Below are 14,978 nucleotides of genomic sequence, written 5' to 3' on the forward strand. Positions count from 1 at the left end.
TGCCCCAGGGCCCGCCAGGCGGACACGTCCGAGTACGACCGCACTCGGGTTGGACCCCACTACGGTGGCGACCGTCGTACGCCAGGTCAAGTTTCGGTCACGGTCACCCGCGAGGGGAACACCCGCCGCTCGGCCTGACCACGCCGTCGTACGACGACCGCTCACCAGGGTCCGAAGACCCGCTCGCTGTTGTCCGACACCGCCCGGCAGACGGCCGGGACGTCGACGTTGAGGACCCCCGCCATGGCACGCACCGTGAGGGGTACGAGGTAGGGCGCGTTGACGGCGCCGCGGTGGGGCGAGGGCGTGAGGTAGGGGGCGTCGGTCTCGACCAGCACCTGCTCCAGCGGGACGATCGAGAGCGCGTTGCGCAGGGGCCGAGCGTTCTTGAACGTGACCGTCCCGGCGAACGACAGGAAGTAGCCGCGCTCGATGCACTCACGCGCCATCGAGATGTCTCCGGAGAAGCAGTGCAGGACGGTCTTGTCGGGGGCGCCCTCCTCCTTGAGGATGCGCAGCACGTCGTCGTGGGAGTCGCGGTCGTGGATCTGCAGCGCCTTGCCGGTGCGCTTGGCCAGGTCGATGTGCCAGCGGAACGAGTCCTGTTGAGCAGCAACGCCTTCGGGGCCCGTGCGGAAGTAGTCGAGGCCGGTCTCACCTATCACCCGCACCCGCGGATGGGAGGCGAGCTGCTCGATCTCGTCCCACGCCGACTGCAGCTCGCCGCGCTCGTGCAGCGCGGGCGCCTCGTTGGGGTGGATCGCGACTCCACCGAGCAGCTCGGGGTGCTGGTCGACGACCTCGACCGTGAAGCGCGCACCGGGCAGGTCGCACCCGATCTGGACCATACGGTCGACCCCCACCGCGGTCGCCTCGTCGATCACCTGGCGCACGTCCGGGAGCGGCGCGCCGTCGCGGGCGATGTCGAGGTGGGTGTGGTTGTCGACGACGGGCAGGGGCAGCCGGTCGGGCGCCTCCGGCTTGTCGCCGTGGTGGCCCGTCTCGTGCCCCTTGCTCATCGCCCGCTCAGCTCTCGTCGGAGGTCGCGAGAGCAGTGCTCTCGGCGGCACCGTCAGCGTCGGTCGGTACGCCGGCCGCCTGCGTTCCGGTGTGATCAACGTCTCCCCCGGCTGGGCCTCCGGCGAGCCGTTCGAGCTCGTCGTCAACGACGCTCGGGTCGAGCTTGACGAACACCGGCGCAGGCTTGGCGACCGGCGTACCGACCGTCACCGGACGACGCTCCCATCGCGGGGTGGCGGAGTAGTCACCCGTGATGATCGGGTAGGCGCGACCGTTGTCGAGATCGGTCACCTGCTCGACCCGCGGCATGGGCGTGAACTCACCCTCGCCGCCCAGCACCGCGTGCACCCGGTTGGAGGCGTGCGGCAGGAACGGCGCCAGGATCGTGTTGAGGTCGGTCACGAGCTGGGCCAGAGTGTGCAGGATCGTCGCGAGGCGCTCCTGCTCGTCATCGGCCTTGAGCTTGAACGGCTCGGTGTCGGAGACGTACTTGTTGGCCTCGCCGACTAGACGCATCGCCTCGGCGAGCGCAGCCTTCTGCCGGTGCTGGTCGATGAGCGCGCCGACCGACCCGAACCCGTCAGCCACCGTCTGCAGGATCGTCTCGTCGACCTCGGCCAGCGGGCCCGGCTGCGGGATCTCACCGAACTTCTTGTGGATCATGCTCGCGGTGCGGTTGACGAGGTTGCCCCAACCGGCGACGAGCTCGGAGTTGTTGCGCTGCACGAACTCGGCCCAGGTGAAGTTGGAGTCCTGGTTCTCGGGGCCAGCAGCGGTGATGAAGTAGCGCAGCGGGTCAGGGCCGTAGCGGTCGATCACGTCGCGCACGTAGATCACGTGGCCGCGCGAGGTGGAGAACTGCTTGCCCTCCATCGTGAGGAACTCGCTCGCCACCACGTCGGTCGGCAGCACGAGCTCACCGAGCTCGCCCGGCTCACCGCCCTTGGCGCCCTGCCCGTTGTGCGCCAGCAGCTCGGCCGGCCAGATCTGGCTGTGGAAGACGATGTTGTCCTTCCCCATGAAGTACGCGTGGCGATGCGCTCCTTCGTCGCGCTTCGCCTCGCGTCCTTCCGATGTCTTCTGGGCTCCGCCTGAGTCCGCTTGCGTAGCAGTCGGGTTCACCTGTCCGGCGTCGGTGTTCCACCACTCGCGCCAGCGGTCCTCGTGGCCGGGGCCAAGGCGGCGGGCCCACTCGACCGAGGCCGAGAGGTAGCCGATGACCGCGTCGAACCACACGTAGAACCGCTTGGTGTCCCAGCCCTCGACCGGGATCGGGATGCCCCAGTCGATGTCACGCGTCACCGCGCGCGGACGGATGTCCTTGAGGATGTTCTGGCTGAACTTGATGACGTTGGGACGCCAGCCGCCCTCGGCCGCACGCCCGTCGAGCCACTCGGTGAGCGCGTCCTTGAGCGCGGGCAGGTCGAGGAAGAAGTGCTCGGTCTCGATGAACTCCGGCGTCTCACCGTTGACCTTCGAGCGTGGGTCGATCAGATCGGTCGGGTCGAGCTGGTTGCCGCAGTTGTCGCACTGGTCGCCGCGCGCCTCGGTGAAGCCGCAGATGGGGCAGGTGCCCTCGATGAACCGGTCGGGAAGCGTGCGACCCGTCGACGGGCTGATCGCACCGCGCGTGGTCTGCTCGATCATGTAGCCGTTGCGACGGCACGCCTCGAACATCTGCTGCACGACCGCGTAGTGGTTGCCGGTCGTCGTACGCGTGAAGAGGTCGTACGACAGACCCAGGTCGGTGAGGTCGCGTGCGATGACCGCGTTGTAGCGGTCGACCAGCTCACGGGGCGTCACGCCCTCCTGGTCGGCCAGCACCAGGATCGGGGTGCCGTGCTCGTCGGTGCCGCTGACCATGAGCACGTCGTGGCCCGCCATCCGCATGTAACGGCTGAAGACGTCGGAGGGCACGCCGAAACCGGCGACGTGGCCGATGTGGCGCGGGCCGTTGGTGTACGGCCAGGCGACGGCAGTCAGGACTTTGCTCATGGTGGGCAATCCTAGGAGGCGCACGGCGTACACCTCACACGCGTTTCACTCGCGCGCGCAGACGGCAGGTCCTGAGTACGCCGTGGGCTCGGCCTCACGGCAGCGCCCGGCGTCGATGGAGATCTGACGAAGATCTTCTGATCATTCGGCTGCACCGGGCACGAGTGGTCACGTCCACCTGCCTCAGCCGTGAGACTGAGGGCATGACCGCGCGGCAGCACGACCGGCAGGCACGAGTCCTGGTGGTCGACGACGAACGAGCTCTGGCCGGGATGATCTCCAACTACCTCGACCGCGCCGGGCACGACGCGAAGATGGTGCACACCGGCGACGAGGCGGTGGCGATTGCTCGGTCCTGGTCGCCTGACGTCATGGTGCTCGACCTCGGCCTACCCGGGCTCGACGGCGTCGAGGTGTGCCGACAGGTCCGCACGTTCTCGGACTGCCTCGTGCTCATGGTCACGGCACGCGGCGGCGAGACGGACACGTTGATCGGTCTGTCCGTCGGTGCCGACGACTACATGACCAAACCTTTCAGTGTGCGCGAGCTCGTGGCCCGGGTCGGCGTGCTCCTACGCCGGCCGCGCAGCTCCGGCCACGTCCCGGTCGCCCCGCTCCGATGCGGTGCACTGGAGGTCGACACCGAGGCGCGAGAGGTGCGCCTCGAGGGCACCCTGGTCCCTCTGACCCGCACTGAGTTCGACGTCCTCGCCACCCTGCTGCGGCAGCCGCGACGCGCGTTCGGTCGCCGCGCTCTCATCGACGAGATCTGGGGCTCGGACTGGGTGGGCGACGAGCACCTGGTCGACACGCACGTGGCCCATGTGCGCCGCAAGCTCGGGGACGATCCCGCACAGCCGCGGTTCATCGCCACCGTGCGCGGCATCGGCTACCGCATGGGCGAGGGATCGTGAGAACCCGCGACGGCTCCCGCAGGTTGGTGACGTGGCTGCTCACCGCGCAGGGAGTCGTGCTCTGCGTCGCAGTCCTGGTCGCTGTCGGAGCAGCAGCAGTGGTCGGGCCACACCTGTTCCACGAGCATCTCGTCCAGGCGGGCGAGGACCCCTCCGGGACCACCCTCGACCATGTTGAAGTGGCGTTCCGCTCGGCAGGGATCATCACCCTGGCCACCGCCCTGCTGTCCGCGGCGATCGCCGCTGTCGTGGTGGCCGCAGCGCTCAGCCGACGGCTGACCCGGCCCCTCGACGACCTGGCCACGGCGGCCGAGCTCGTCGCCGCCGGACGGGACGGCCTCACCGTCCCCAACGCGTCCGGGCTGCGCGAGATCGCCGCCGTGACCGCAGCGTTCAACCAGATGTCGGTCCAGCTCGCGAGCACGGAGGAGGTTCGAGCACAGATGCTGTCCGACCTCGGTCACGAGCTTCGGACTCCGTTGGCCACGATGACGGTCTACCTGGATGCCGCCGACGACGGGGTCGCCTCCGGCCCCGCTCTCATCGCCGTGCTCCGTGAGCAGGTCGCGCGCCTGGATCGCCTTGCGGGAGACGTCAACGTGATCTCGCGTGCCGAAGAAGCCGCCATCACGCTCGAGCACGACACGGTCGACGTCCACGAGCTGCTGACCTCGGTCACCGGGCATCGACGAGGGCGTCTCGTCGAGCGTGCCGTGACACTCACGCTGCGCGAGGGCACGGACGCCCCGGTGCGTGGTGACCACCACCGCCTCCAGCAGGTCCTGACCAACCTGCTGGACAACGCCGAGCGGCACACCCGTGATGGTGGGCACATCTCGATCACCACGTACGTCCGCAACCGGGCCCTGGTCATCGAGGTGACCGATGACGGCGACGGCATCAGCGAGGAGCACCTGTCGCACGTGTTCGAACGCTTCTACCGCACCGACACGGCGCGCGACCGCGATCACGGAGGAGCAGGCATCGGCCTGGCGATCTGCCGATCGGTCATGCGTGCTCACGGCGGCTCGATCACCGCCCACAGCGGCGGACCGGGGACAGGGGCCACGTTCCGCCTCACCCTGCCAACTCCATAGAACCTTCATGGAATCGCGGCTCCAGCGCGGTACGACAGGGCGAACCTGGATCACATGACGTCGACCTCCCGCGCCGCCCTCGCAGCAGCCTGCACAGCCGCACTGGCGCTCACGCTCTCCGCGTGCGGCAGCGGTGACGACGAGCACACGAGCGCGTCGCACATGTCGCACATGTCATCGACGAGCTCAGCCGCGCCCGCGGCGGCGGCCGGGCGACAGGGCGACATCGCCTTCGCGCAGCAGATGATTCCCCACCACCGACAGGCCGTACAGATGTCCGACCTAGCCCTGGGCAGGAATGGGGTGTCGGCGGACGTGACTCGCCTGGCCACCTCGATCAAGCGCGCCCAGGGCCCGGAGATCAGCACGATGAGCGGGTGGTTGCGCTCGTGGGGCGCGCAGGTTCCCAGTACTGGTGCGCACAGCGGCCACGACATGTCCGGCATGCCTGGGATGCCCGGGATGATGTCCGAGCAGGACATGGCCGACCTCAAGGGGGCACGCGGTGCGGCCTTCGACCGGATGTGGCTCACGATGATGATCAAGCATCACCAGGGCGCCGTCACCATGGCGACTGCCGTCACGAAGACGACGAGCAATACGCAGGTCAACGACCTCGCGAACGCCATCATCACGGGGCAGAACGCAGAGATCCGGACCATGCAGAACCTGCTGGGACCGGCGAGCTCCTGACGCGCTCACGGTCCTCGCGGGCGAGCACCGAGACCACCACACACCCATCACACGCGTGACCAGGCGAGAGGCCTACGCCATGGCCGCCTACGCTCCCGGGATCTCCGTCATCCCCGACCGCAACGTTCAGTCACCCGTCGCAGAGCTGGGACGGCTGCAGCCGGGCGACATGGTGTTCTTCGAGACGGACACGGAGACCGGGATCGACCACTCCGGCATCTACCTCGGCCTGGACAGCAGCCGCCAGCATCGCTTCATCTCCAGCCGCGGCGAACCGGACGGGCCCAACATGGGCGACATCGGGCGGCACTCCACCCTGGACGGCCCCGGACCGTTCACCCGCGGATTCCGCACGGCACGTCGCCTCTGAGGTGATTGCTGCTCCGGAGGCGACGGCACCAAGGACCAGCCACGGGTTGTCGGTGGGGGTCAGCACACTGGCGGACGTGACGACGCACATCGCGACAGCGGCACTCGTCCGCGACGGGCGGGTCCTGCTGGTCCATCGCCACCCGCTGCGCGAGCACTATGCCGACCGCTGGGCTCTGGTCGGTGGGCACGTCGAGCCGGGCGAGACGCCCGAGGCCGCCGTACGCCGGGAGTGCCGTGAAGAGCTCGGCGTCGACATCGTGGCGTACGCGCCGTACCCGATCGCCGTCGACGACCCCGCCCTGCGTACGAGCGCCTTCCTGGTCACGGGCTGGCGCGGCGAGCCCGCCAACACCGCACCCGAGGAGCACGACGACCTGCGCTGGTTCACCGCCGCTGAGATCGCTGACCTCGACCTGGCCCATCCCGAAACTCGCGCCCGCCTGCAGGCCGCGATCGCCGACGGGGCCGCCCGTACCCCTTGAGGAAGCGTGAGCACCACCTCACGGTTCCTCACATCGAGGACGCGGCCACGCTCGTACACCTTGAGGAAGCGTGAGCACGACCTCACGACTCCTCACATCGAGCGAGGCCGTGAGCCACGCCCGAGCCCTGAGCGCCGCCGGAAGGGGCGCACGGTGCCGCGGTTGTGGGAATGTGGGGCTCGCGCGAGACCCGAGGGCGGTCGCGCGGGGAGGTTCACATGTTCGCCGCACTGACCGGGGCCGGGCTGTCGGCGGCCGCCGGGCTCAACGCGTACGTGCCGTTCCTGATGGTGGCGCTGGTCGCACGGTTCAGCGACGTCATCACCTTGCCGTCGTCGTTCGCCTGGATCGAGTCGGGCTGGGCCATCGCCGGGGCCACGCTGCTGCTGGTGCTGGAGGTGATCTTCGACAAGATCCCCGCGATCGACTCGATGAACGACCTGATCGGCACGGCCGTACGCCCCACGATCGGTGGCGTGGTCTTCGCAGCGACCCAGTCGGCCGAGGACCTCGACAAGTCCACCTGGATGACCGAGCACCCGTGGGTCGGCGCCGTCGGCGGTGTCGTCATCGCCGGCCTCGTGCACACCACCAAGGCCGCGATCAGACCTGCGGTCAACGTCTCCACGGCCGGCATTGGCGCGCCCGTGATCTCCGGCGTCGAGGACGTCGCGTCGATCGGGCTGAGCGTCACCGCGATCTTCATCCCCGTGCTGGTCGTCGTGGCGTTCGTCCTGATGATCTGGGCGGTCTGGGCACTGTGGCGGCGGATCCGCCGGATGCGCGCGCGACGGCGCAGCGGGATCGGGCAACCTGCCTGACGTGCCCCGCATGACCCGACAGCCGACGCCAGCACCGCTCGCCGGCCCTCCCCGACCACGCCCCGCCCTGCTCATCGGCCTCGCCGTGCTGCTCGCCCTGGTCGCGGTGATCCTGTGGCAGCGCTCCCGCCAGCCCGCACCACCGGACCGGATGGTCTCGACGACGGTCACCGACGAACGCCCGGACGGCGACCGCACCAGACTCACGTTGCGCTATCGCGACGGCGGCTCCGAGCACACCGCGACGCACGAGGTGAGCACCGCGGCGTACGTCGCGCAGGGTCGTACGGCGTGGCTGTGCGTCGACCCCGACGGCGAGACGCGCGTACGCCTGCCGATGGACCCGCTCTGCTGAACGATTCGGGCCACGACCCGACGCGCGATAGGGTGGGGCTGACCATCCCTTGAGGTATCTGCCGTGGCACCGCCCTGCCCGGACGCCTTCAGGGCCACGCCGGACGACGACGCGGAGGCCGCATGATCATCGCGCTGCTCCTCGTCCACGGCGCTGCCGCCGTCGCGGCCCCTCTGCTCGTACGCGCGCTGGGTCGCCGCGCGTTCGGCGTCCTCGCACTGGCCCCGGCCGCGAGCGCGGTCTGGGCGCTCACCCGCACCGGCGCCGTCCAGGACGGTCACGGTCCGAGCGAGGCGATCTCGTGGGTGCCCTCGCTCGGCATGAACCTCACGTTCACGCTCGACACGCTCAGCTGGCTGATGACGATCATCGTCGGGGCGGTCGGCGCGCTGATCCTGATCTACTGCTCGTCCTACTTCGAGGACGACTCCCCCGGGCTCGGCCGGTTCGCGGGCTGCCTCACCGGGTTCGCCGGCGCGATGCTCGGCCTGGTCACCACCGACGACATGCTCGTGCTCTACCTGTTCTGGGAAGCCACGACGGTGCTGTCCTACCTCCTGATCGGGCACAAGACCACCAGCCACGACAGCCGCTCGGCCGCGACCCAGGCGCTGGTCGTGACCACCGCGGGCGGGCTCGCGATGCTCGTCGGGCTCATCATCATCGGGCAGAGCGCGGGCACCTACCGCATCAGCGAGATCCTCGCCTCGCCCCCGAGCGGCACCGCCGTCACCACCGCGGTCGTGCTGCTGCTGATCGGCGGCATCTCCAAGTCGGCGCTCGTGCCGTTCCACTTCTGGCTGCCCGGCGCGATGGCCGCGCCCACCCCGGTCAGCGCCTACCTGCACGCCGCCGCCATGGTGAAGGCCGGCATCTACCTCATCGCCCGGTTCGCCCCGGCGTACGCCGACCTGCGGGCCTGGCAGGTCACGGTGCTCTCCCTCGGCGGGGCCACGATGCTGCTCGGGGCGTGGCGAGCGCTGCGGCAGGTCGACCTCAAGCTGCTGCTCGCGTACGGCACGGTCAGCCAGCTCGGGTTCATCTCGATGGTCATCGGCGCGGGCGGCCGGGGCGCGGCGCTCGCGGGGGTCGGGCTGCTGCTGTCGCACGCGCTGTTCAAGTCGACGCTGTTCCTCACGGTCGGGGCGATCGACTGCCGCACCGGCACCCGTGACCTGCGCGAGCTCAACGGCCTCGGCTCGCGGATGCCACTGCTCGCGGGCGCCGCCTGCCTCGCCGGTATGTCGATGGCCGGCCTGCCACCGCTGCTCGGGTTCTTCGGCAAGGAGGCGGCGTTCGGGGCGTTCCTGCTCGGACCGCAGCACCACGAGGGCCCCACCGGCTCGGCCACCGCCGACGTCGTCCTGCTCGTCGTGCTCGTCCTCGGCTCGGTGCTCACCTTCGCCTACACCGCCCGCTTCCTGTGGGGTGCGTTCGCGGGAGCGCCCGGCAAGCCCGTCACCGAGGTGTTCGAGCGCGGCCCGTGGCTCACGGTCATCCCGGTCGTCCTGGGCGTCAGCGGTCTGGTCGCCGGCCTGGCGGCCACCTGGATCGAGCCGCTCCTCGCGCCGTACGCCGAGCAGTGGCCGCCCCCCTCACACGCCGTCCACCTCGGCGGCTGGCACGGGTTCAACCTCGCGCTGCTGCTCTCGGTGCTCACCTGGGCGGCCGGCTCGTGCCTGTTCGCCGCACGCACTGCGGTCGAGGCCGGGCAGGCGCGCCTGCCCCACGCGTACTCCGCCGAGCAGACCTACCGCCTGCTCATGCGCTCGCTCGACCGCGCCTCGCTGGAGGTCACGGGTGCGTTCCAGCGGGGTTCGCTGCCGCTGTCGCTCGGTCTGATCTTCACCGTGTTCATCGTGCTGCCCGGCAGCCAGCTCATCTGGGGCGGCGTCACCTGGCCCGACGAGGTGCGCTGGTGGGACAACCTCGCCCAGCCCGCCGTCGGCGCGGTCGTGGTCGTCGCCGCGATCGCCGCGGCCCGAGCCCGACGCCGCCTGCGCGCGGTGTTCCTGCTCGGGGTCACCGGCTACGGCACCTCGATGCTGTTCCTGCTGCACGGTGCACCCGACCTCGCGCTCACCCAGATCCTCGTCGAGACGGTCGCGCTCGTGGTGTTCGTGCTGGTGCTGCGCCGCCTGTCCGGCAAGTTCCCCGACGACCCGAGCCCCGCCGTACGCCGGTGGCGCGCGCTGCTCGGCATCGGCGTCGGTGCCGTGACGGCCGGGCTCGCCCTGACCGCGGCGGCCGTACGCACCCAGCCGCCCGCGGCGTCCGACCTGCCCCGCAGCGCCGTCGAGTACGGCGGCGGTCACAACATCGTCAACGTCATCCTGGTCGACGTACGCGCCTGGGACACCATGGGCGAGCTGTCCGTCGTGCTCGTCGCCGCCACCGGTGTCGCGAGCCTGATCTTCCTCGGCGGCGACGCCCACGCCCGGTCCCGCCGGTTGGTGCGTTCCTCGTGGGAGCGGCGGTCGTCGTACACCGAGGTGGGTGGGGCCGAGGGCAGCGGCAGCCGCTGGCTCGCCGAAGGTGGCCTGGTGCGCCCCGAGCGCCGTTCGACGCTGTTCGAGGTCGTGACGCGGCTGATCTTCCACACGATGATCGTGTGGTCGCTCTACCTCCTCTTCTCCGGCCACAACCACCCGGGCGGCGGATTCGCTGCCGGCCTGGTCTGCGGTCTGGCCCTGGCGGTCCGCTACCTCGCCGGCTCGCGCGACGAGCTGCTCGCCGCGGCGCCCGTCATGCCCGGTCTGCTGATGGGCGCCGGCCTGTTCCTGTCGGCCGGTGTCGGGCTCGGCGCCATGCTCGCGGGCGGCGACCCGCTGCAGAGCTGGAGCTTCGACCTGCACCCGCCCCTGCTGGGCGAGGTCCACCTGGTGACGTCGGTGTTCTTCGACGTCGGCGTCTACCTCGTCGTCATCGGCCTGATGCTCGACATCCTGTGGGCGCTCGGTGCTCGCCTCGACGCCCAGATCGAGAGGGACGCCGACGACCCGAGCGCCCAGCCGACCCTGCACGAGGAGGCCCGGCCATGACACCCAACATCGTGCTCCTGCTCGTGGTGGCCGGCCTGTTCGCGACCGGGGTCTACCTGCTGCTCGCCCGGTCGGTCGTGCGTGCGCTGATCGGTTTCATGCTGCTCAGCAACGGCGCCAACATCCTGTTCCTGGTCGCCAGCGGTGACGCGGGGCGCGCCCCGATCGTCGGCAAGAACGACGGTGCCCGCATGAGCGACCCGCTCCCCCAGGCGATGGTCCTCACCGCGATCGTCATCGGCCTCGGCATGACCGCGTTCATGCTGGCGCTGGCCCACCGCTCGTGGCAGCTGTCCAAGACCGACGTGCTTGCCGACGACCTCGAGGACGCTCGTATCCAGCGGCGCGCCGTCGACAACGACATGTCCGAGAGCGACTTCGCCTCACCCGAGCGGCCCGAGGACGAACCCCTCGCGCCGTCGCCCGACGGCCGCCCCGTCCCCGACGGGCCGGCGACGTACGACGACGAGCTCGACGAACGGGACGCCCCGGCCGAGCCCACCGACGACGGGGGCGGCCGATGAACCTCGCCACGCTCGTACCCCTGCCGGTGATCCTGCCGCTCGTCGGCGCCGGCATCACCCTCGCGGCGGCGGGCCACCAGAAGGTCCAGCGCCTCACCAGCCTCACCGTCGTCACGCTCGTGCTCGCCGCGTCGATCGGACTGCTGTGGGCGACCGACCAGCGCGGGCCGCAGGTCGTCCACGCCGGCGGCTGGCCGCCGGCCGAGGGCATCACCCTGGTCGCCGACCGGCTCTCGGCGCTGATGCTGATCGTGTCCTCGGCGGTGATCCTCGCCGTGCTGAGGTACTCCGTGGGCCAGGGGCGATCGGCGTTCGACGAGGAGGACGACGGCGAGGCGCCGCTGCCGATCTTCCACCCGACGCTGCTGGTGCTGACAGCGGGCGTCTCGACCACGTTCGTGTCGAGCGACCTGTTCCACCTCTACGTCGGCTTCGAGATGCTGCTCGCGGCGAGCTTCGTGCTGCTGACGCTCGGCGGCACCGCCGACCGTGTCCGCGCCGGCATCTCCTACGCCTACGTCTCGCTGCTGTCGTCGCTGGTGTTCCTCGTCGCGATCGCGCTGATCTACACCTCGACCGGCACGGTCAACCTCGCGATCCTCGCCCAGCGTCTGGACGCCCTGCCGTCCGGCACCTCGCTTGCACTGCACTCGTTGCTGCTGCTCGGGTTCGCGATCAAGGCGGCGGTGTTCCCGATGTCGGGCTGGCTGCCGGACTCCTACCCCACCGCGCCGGCCCCGGTGACCGCGGTGTTCGCCGGCCTGCTCACCAAGGTCGGCGTCTACGCGATGCTGCGCACCCAGACGCTGCTGTTCCCCGACGGACGCCTCAACACCCTGCTGCTGTGGGCGGCGCTGCTCACGATGCTGATCGGCATCCTCGGCGCCGTGGCGCAGGACGACATCAAGCGCATGCTGTCCTTCACGCTCGTCAGCCACATCGGCTACATGCTGTTCGGGATCGCCATCGACTCCGAGCAGGGCTACTCCTCGGCGATCTTCTACGTCGTCCACCACATCGCGATCCAGACGACGCTGTTCCTGGTGGCCGGCCTGATCGAACGCTTCGGCGGCTCCACCTCGCTCAGCCGGCTCGGCGGTCTCGCGGGCTCGGCTCCGCTGCTCGGCGTGCTGTTCTTCATCCCCGCGCTCAACCTCGCCGGCATCCCGCCGTTCTCGGGCTTCCTCGGCAAGGTCGGCCTGATGCAGGCCGGCGCCGACCTCGGCACGCCCCTGGCCTACCTGCTGCTCGCGGGCTCGGCCGTCACCAGCCTGCTCACCCTGTACGCCGTCAGCCGGGTCTGGGGCCGCGCCTTCTGGCGGGCGCCGGCCGAGGCCGTCCCCGACGAGGCGACGCACGACCAGGACTCTGCACTGGCGTACGGCGTCGTCATGCCGACCACGGTGCTCGTGGCGGTCGGCGTCGGCCTGACCGTCATCGCCGGGCCGCTGTTCCACATCACCGACCGCGCCGCGGCCGACCTGCTCGACCGGACGACGTACGTGCGTGCCGTCCTCGGTGATGACGCCGCGGCCCAGGGGTGGTCGCCGTGATCCGCCGACGCGTCCATCTGTTCCCGCTGCTCTGGCTCACCGTGGTCTGGGTGCTGCTGTGGGGCAACGTCTCCTGGGCGAACGTGCTCGGCGGCCTCGCGCTCGGGTTCGTGATCCTGATGGTGTTCCCGCTGCCCCGGCTCGTCGTCGGCGTGACCGTGCGCCCGTGGCCGCTGCTGCTGCTGATCGGCCACTTCGTGTACGACCTCGTCCGCGCCTCCGTGCACGTCGCCTGGTTGACGGTCCGACCGGGACCACCGGTGCGCGGCGTGGTGTTCGACGTCGAGCTGCGCGGCCGAGACGAGCTGCTGCAGACCGTGACCGCCGAGATGGTCGCTCTCGTGCCGGGCACCGTCGTCATCGACCTCGACCCCACCGCGGGCGTCCTCACCATCCACGCGCTCGGGGTCCACGACGTCGACGGCGCGCGCCGGGTGCAACGCGAGGTCCTCGCCCAGGAACGCCGGGTGCTGCGCGCCCTCGCCACCGACCCGTCGTGCGGCCGTGGTGCGACCGCCTCGACCGACTCAGGAGCGTCCGCATGAGCGCCACCGGGTGGACGTTCGCCGTCATCGGCGCCCTCCTGACCCTCGCAGCCCTGCTCGCGCTCGTGCGGGTCGTGCGCGGCCCGAGCGTGCTCGACCGCGCGATCGGCACCGACGTGCTGGTGTCGATCGTGGTCTGCGCGCTCGGCGCCGAGGCGGCCCTGACGCGGCACAGCACGACCCTGCCGATCCTGATCTCGCTGTCGCTGGTCGGGTTCGTCGGGGCGGTCGCGGTCGCCCGCTTCGTCGCCCGCGACCGCGACGTGCCGGCCGACGGCAGTGGCGAGCCGGCCGGTCGCGTCCTCGACCCGCACGACTCCGACGACCCGGGGAGGTCGGCATGAGCTGGACCCAGGTCGCCGATGTCGTAGGCCTCGCCTGCCTCACGGCCGGAGCCGTGCTGTGCCTGTGCGCCGCGATCGGGCTGCTGCGGTTCCCCGACCTGCTGACCCGCATGCACGCCGCCACCAAGCCTCAGGTGCTCGGCGTCCTGCTCGTGCTCATCGGTGTCGGACTGCGGATCCGGTCGGGTCTGGACGTCGGCATGCTCGTGCTGATCGGCGCCTTCCAGCTGCTGACGGTGCCGGTCGCCGGCCACATGGTCGGCCGCGCGGCCTACCGCACGGGCGGCGTCGAGCAGGCCAAGGTGCGGCTCACGCCCGACGACTCGACCGACTGACGGTCAACGGGCGGCGAGGGCGGCGTCGTACAACGCCTTCTTCGACAGGCCCGTCTCACCCGCGACCTCGGCGCAGACGTCCCTGAGCCGCTCCCCCGCAGCAGCCCGCTGCACGATCATCGGTACGACGTCGTCGAGGCTGCGCGTGACCGGCTCGGCTCCCGCGACGACCACCGTGATCTCACCTCGTGCGCCCTTGACCGCCCACTCGGCGAGCTCGGCGAGCGGCCCCCGGCGTACCTCCTCGTAGGTCTTGGTCAGCTCACGGCAGACCGCCGCGCGCCGGTCGGCGCCGAACGCCTCGGCCATCGCGCTCAACGTGTCGGCCAGTCGGTGCGGCGCCTCGAAGAACACCATCGTGCGGCGCTCGGTCGCGACGTCGGCGAGCACCCGGCGCCGCTCACCGCCCTTGCGCGGCAGGAACCCCTCGAAGCAGAACCGGTCCACCGGCAGACCCGACACCGCGAGCGCCATCAGCACCGCGCTCGGCCCGGGCACGCAGGTCACGGGGATGTCGGCCTCGACGCAGGCGGCCACCAGTCGGTAGCCCGGGTCGGACACCGACGGCATCCCCGCGTCGGTCACGAGCACCACGCGCTGACCGCTGCGCAGCCGCTCGAGCAGCACCGGCGTCCGCGACGCCTCGTTGTGCTCGTGATAGCTGAGCACCTCGCCACCGGGAACCACCCCGAGTGCGTCGCACAGGCGGCGCGTACGCCGGGTGTCCTCGGCGGCGACGACGTCGGCCCCCGCGATCTCACGCCCCAGCCGGGGCGCGGCGTCCGCAGGGTCGCCGATCGGGGTGGCCGCGAGGACGAGGGTTCCGGTCATGGCGCCAGCCTGGCACGCCTCGTACGACGACCGCGCCGCTGGTCTGGGCGAGGCCC

The 14,978-nt window shown here is 70.7% G+C and carries 16 protein-coding genes; 13 read left to right on the forward strand and 3 right to left on the reverse strand.

The genetic code is table 11. The features are described from left to right. Positions 1-161: 161 nt before the first annotated feature. A complete protein-coding gene (locus tag VV01_RS14085) occupies positions 162-1,019 on the reverse strand; it encodes a TatD family hydrolase (protein ID WP_050670436.1) in 858 nt (285 codons plus the stop codon). Positions 1,020-1,026: 7 nt separating this feature from the next. After that, positions 1,027-3,015, reverse strand: a complete 1,989-nt coding sequence (metG, locus tag VV01_RS14090; protein WP_082220991.1) for a methionine--tRNA ligase — start codon at positions 3,013-3,015, stop codon at positions 1,027-1,029. A 203-nt stretch (positions 3,016-3,218) separates the two neighbouring features. Between metG and VV01_RS14095 the strand changes: the two genes are divergently transcribed. The 13 genes from VV01_RS14095 to mnhG all read left to right on the forward strand — a co-directional run bounded on the left by VV01_RS14095 (position 3,219) and on the right by mnhG (position 14,091). Further along, positions 3,219-3,929 carry a response regulator transcription factor gene (locus tag VV01_RS14095; RefSeq protein ID WP_050671947.1) on the forward strand — a complete coding sequence of 237 codons (711 nt, stop codon included), beginning with the start codon at positions 3,219-3,221 and terminating at the stop codon, positions 3,927-3,929. Then, positions 3,926-5,026 (forward strand): sensor histidine kinase, encoded by a 1,101-nt coding sequence (locus VV01_RS14100; protein ID WP_050670437.1) that lies wholly within the window; start codon positions 3,926-3,928, stop codon positions 5,024-5,026. Before VV01_RS14095 ends, VV01_RS14100 begins: the two co-directional genes overlap by 4 nt. 54 nt (positions 5,027-5,080) lie before the next feature. After that, on the forward strand, positions 5,081-5,719 hold the full coding sequence (locus tag VV01_RS14105; RefSeq protein ID WP_050670438.1) for a DUF305 domain-containing protein: 639 nt from the start codon (positions 5,081-5,083) through the stop codon (positions 5,717-5,719). Positions 5,720-5,798: 79 nt separating this feature from the next. Beyond that, entirely contained in the window at positions 5,799-6,089 is a 291-nt protein-coding gene (locus tag VV01_RS14110; protein ID WP_050670439.1) for an NlpC/P60 family protein, read from the forward strand. A gap of 76 nt (positions 6,090-6,165) precedes the next feature. Further along, positions 6,166-6,573, forward strand: coding sequence for an NUDIX domain-containing protein (locus tag VV01_RS14115; RefSeq protein WP_050671948.1), 408 nt, complete (start codon positions 6,166-6,168; stop codon positions 6,571-6,573). Positions 6,574-6,791: 218 nt separating this feature from the next. Further along, positions 6,792-7,394: a DUF4126 domain-containing protein gene (locus VV01_RS14120; RefSeq protein ID WP_050670440.1), complete on the forward strand. Its 603-nt coding sequence runs from the start codon at positions 6,792-6,794 to the stop codon at positions 7,392-7,394. 10 nt (positions 7,395-7,404) lie between these two features. Then, positions 7,405-7,749, forward strand: a complete 345-nt coding sequence (locus VV01_RS14125) for a hypothetical protein (protein WP_050670441.1) — start codon at positions 7,405-7,407, stop codon at positions 7,747-7,749. 122 nt (positions 7,750-7,871) lie between these two features. Then, positions 7,872-10,790, forward strand: a complete 2,919-nt coding sequence (locus VV01_RS14130; protein WP_231635241.1) for a Na+/H+ antiporter subunit A — start codon at positions 7,872-7,874, stop codon at positions 10,788-10,790. Further along, on the forward strand, positions 10,787-11,314 hold the full coding sequence (locus VV01_RS14135; protein WP_050670442.1) for a Na(+)/H(+) antiporter subunit C: 528 nt from the start codon (positions 10,787-10,789) through the stop codon (positions 11,312-11,314). Before VV01_RS14130 ends, VV01_RS14135 begins: the two co-directional genes overlap by 4 nt. After that, positions 11,311-12,867, forward strand: a complete 1,557-nt coding sequence (locus tag VV01_RS14140; RefSeq protein WP_050670443.1) for a Na+/H+ antiporter subunit D — start codon at positions 11,311-11,313, stop codon at positions 12,865-12,867. Before VV01_RS14135 ends, VV01_RS14140 begins: the two co-directional genes overlap by 4 nt. Further along, complete coding sequence (locus VV01_RS14145; RefSeq protein ID WP_197275049.1) at positions 12,864-13,412, forward strand: Na+/H+ antiporter subunit E; 549 nt, start codon at positions 12,864-12,866, stop codon at positions 13,410-13,412. Before VV01_RS14140 ends, VV01_RS14145 begins: the two co-directional genes overlap by 4 nt. Next, a complete protein-coding gene (locus VV01_RS14150) occupies positions 13,409-13,756 on the forward strand; it encodes a monovalent cation/H+ antiporter complex subunit F (protein WP_050670444.1) in 348 nt (115 codons plus the stop codon). Before VV01_RS14145 ends, VV01_RS14150 begins: the two co-directional genes overlap by 4 nt. Continuing rightward, positions 13,753-14,091: a monovalent cation/H(+) antiporter subunit G gene (gene mnhG, locus VV01_RS14155; protein ID WP_050670445.1), complete on the forward strand. Its 339-nt coding sequence runs from the start codon at positions 13,753-13,755 to the stop codon at positions 14,089-14,091. Before VV01_RS14150 ends, mnhG begins: the two co-directional genes overlap by 4 nt. 3 nt (positions 14,092-14,094) lie before the next feature. On the opposite strand, the gene rsmI is transcribed toward mnhG, so the two are convergent. After that, the gene (rsmI, locus tag VV01_RS14160) at positions 14,095-14,922 is read right to left on the reverse strand and encodes a 16S rRNA (cytidine(1402)-2'-O)-methyltransferase (protein ID WP_050670446.1); all 828 of its coding nucleotides are present in this window, start codon (positions 14,920-14,922) and stop codon (positions 14,095-14,097) included. Positions 14,923-14,978: the final 56 nt, after the last annotated feature.

This window comes from Luteipulveratus halotolerans, assembly GCF_001247745.1.
GTDB classification, from domain to species: Bacteria; Actinomycetota; Actinomycetes; order Actinomycetales; family Dermatophilaceae; genus Luteipulveratus; species Luteipulveratus halotolerans.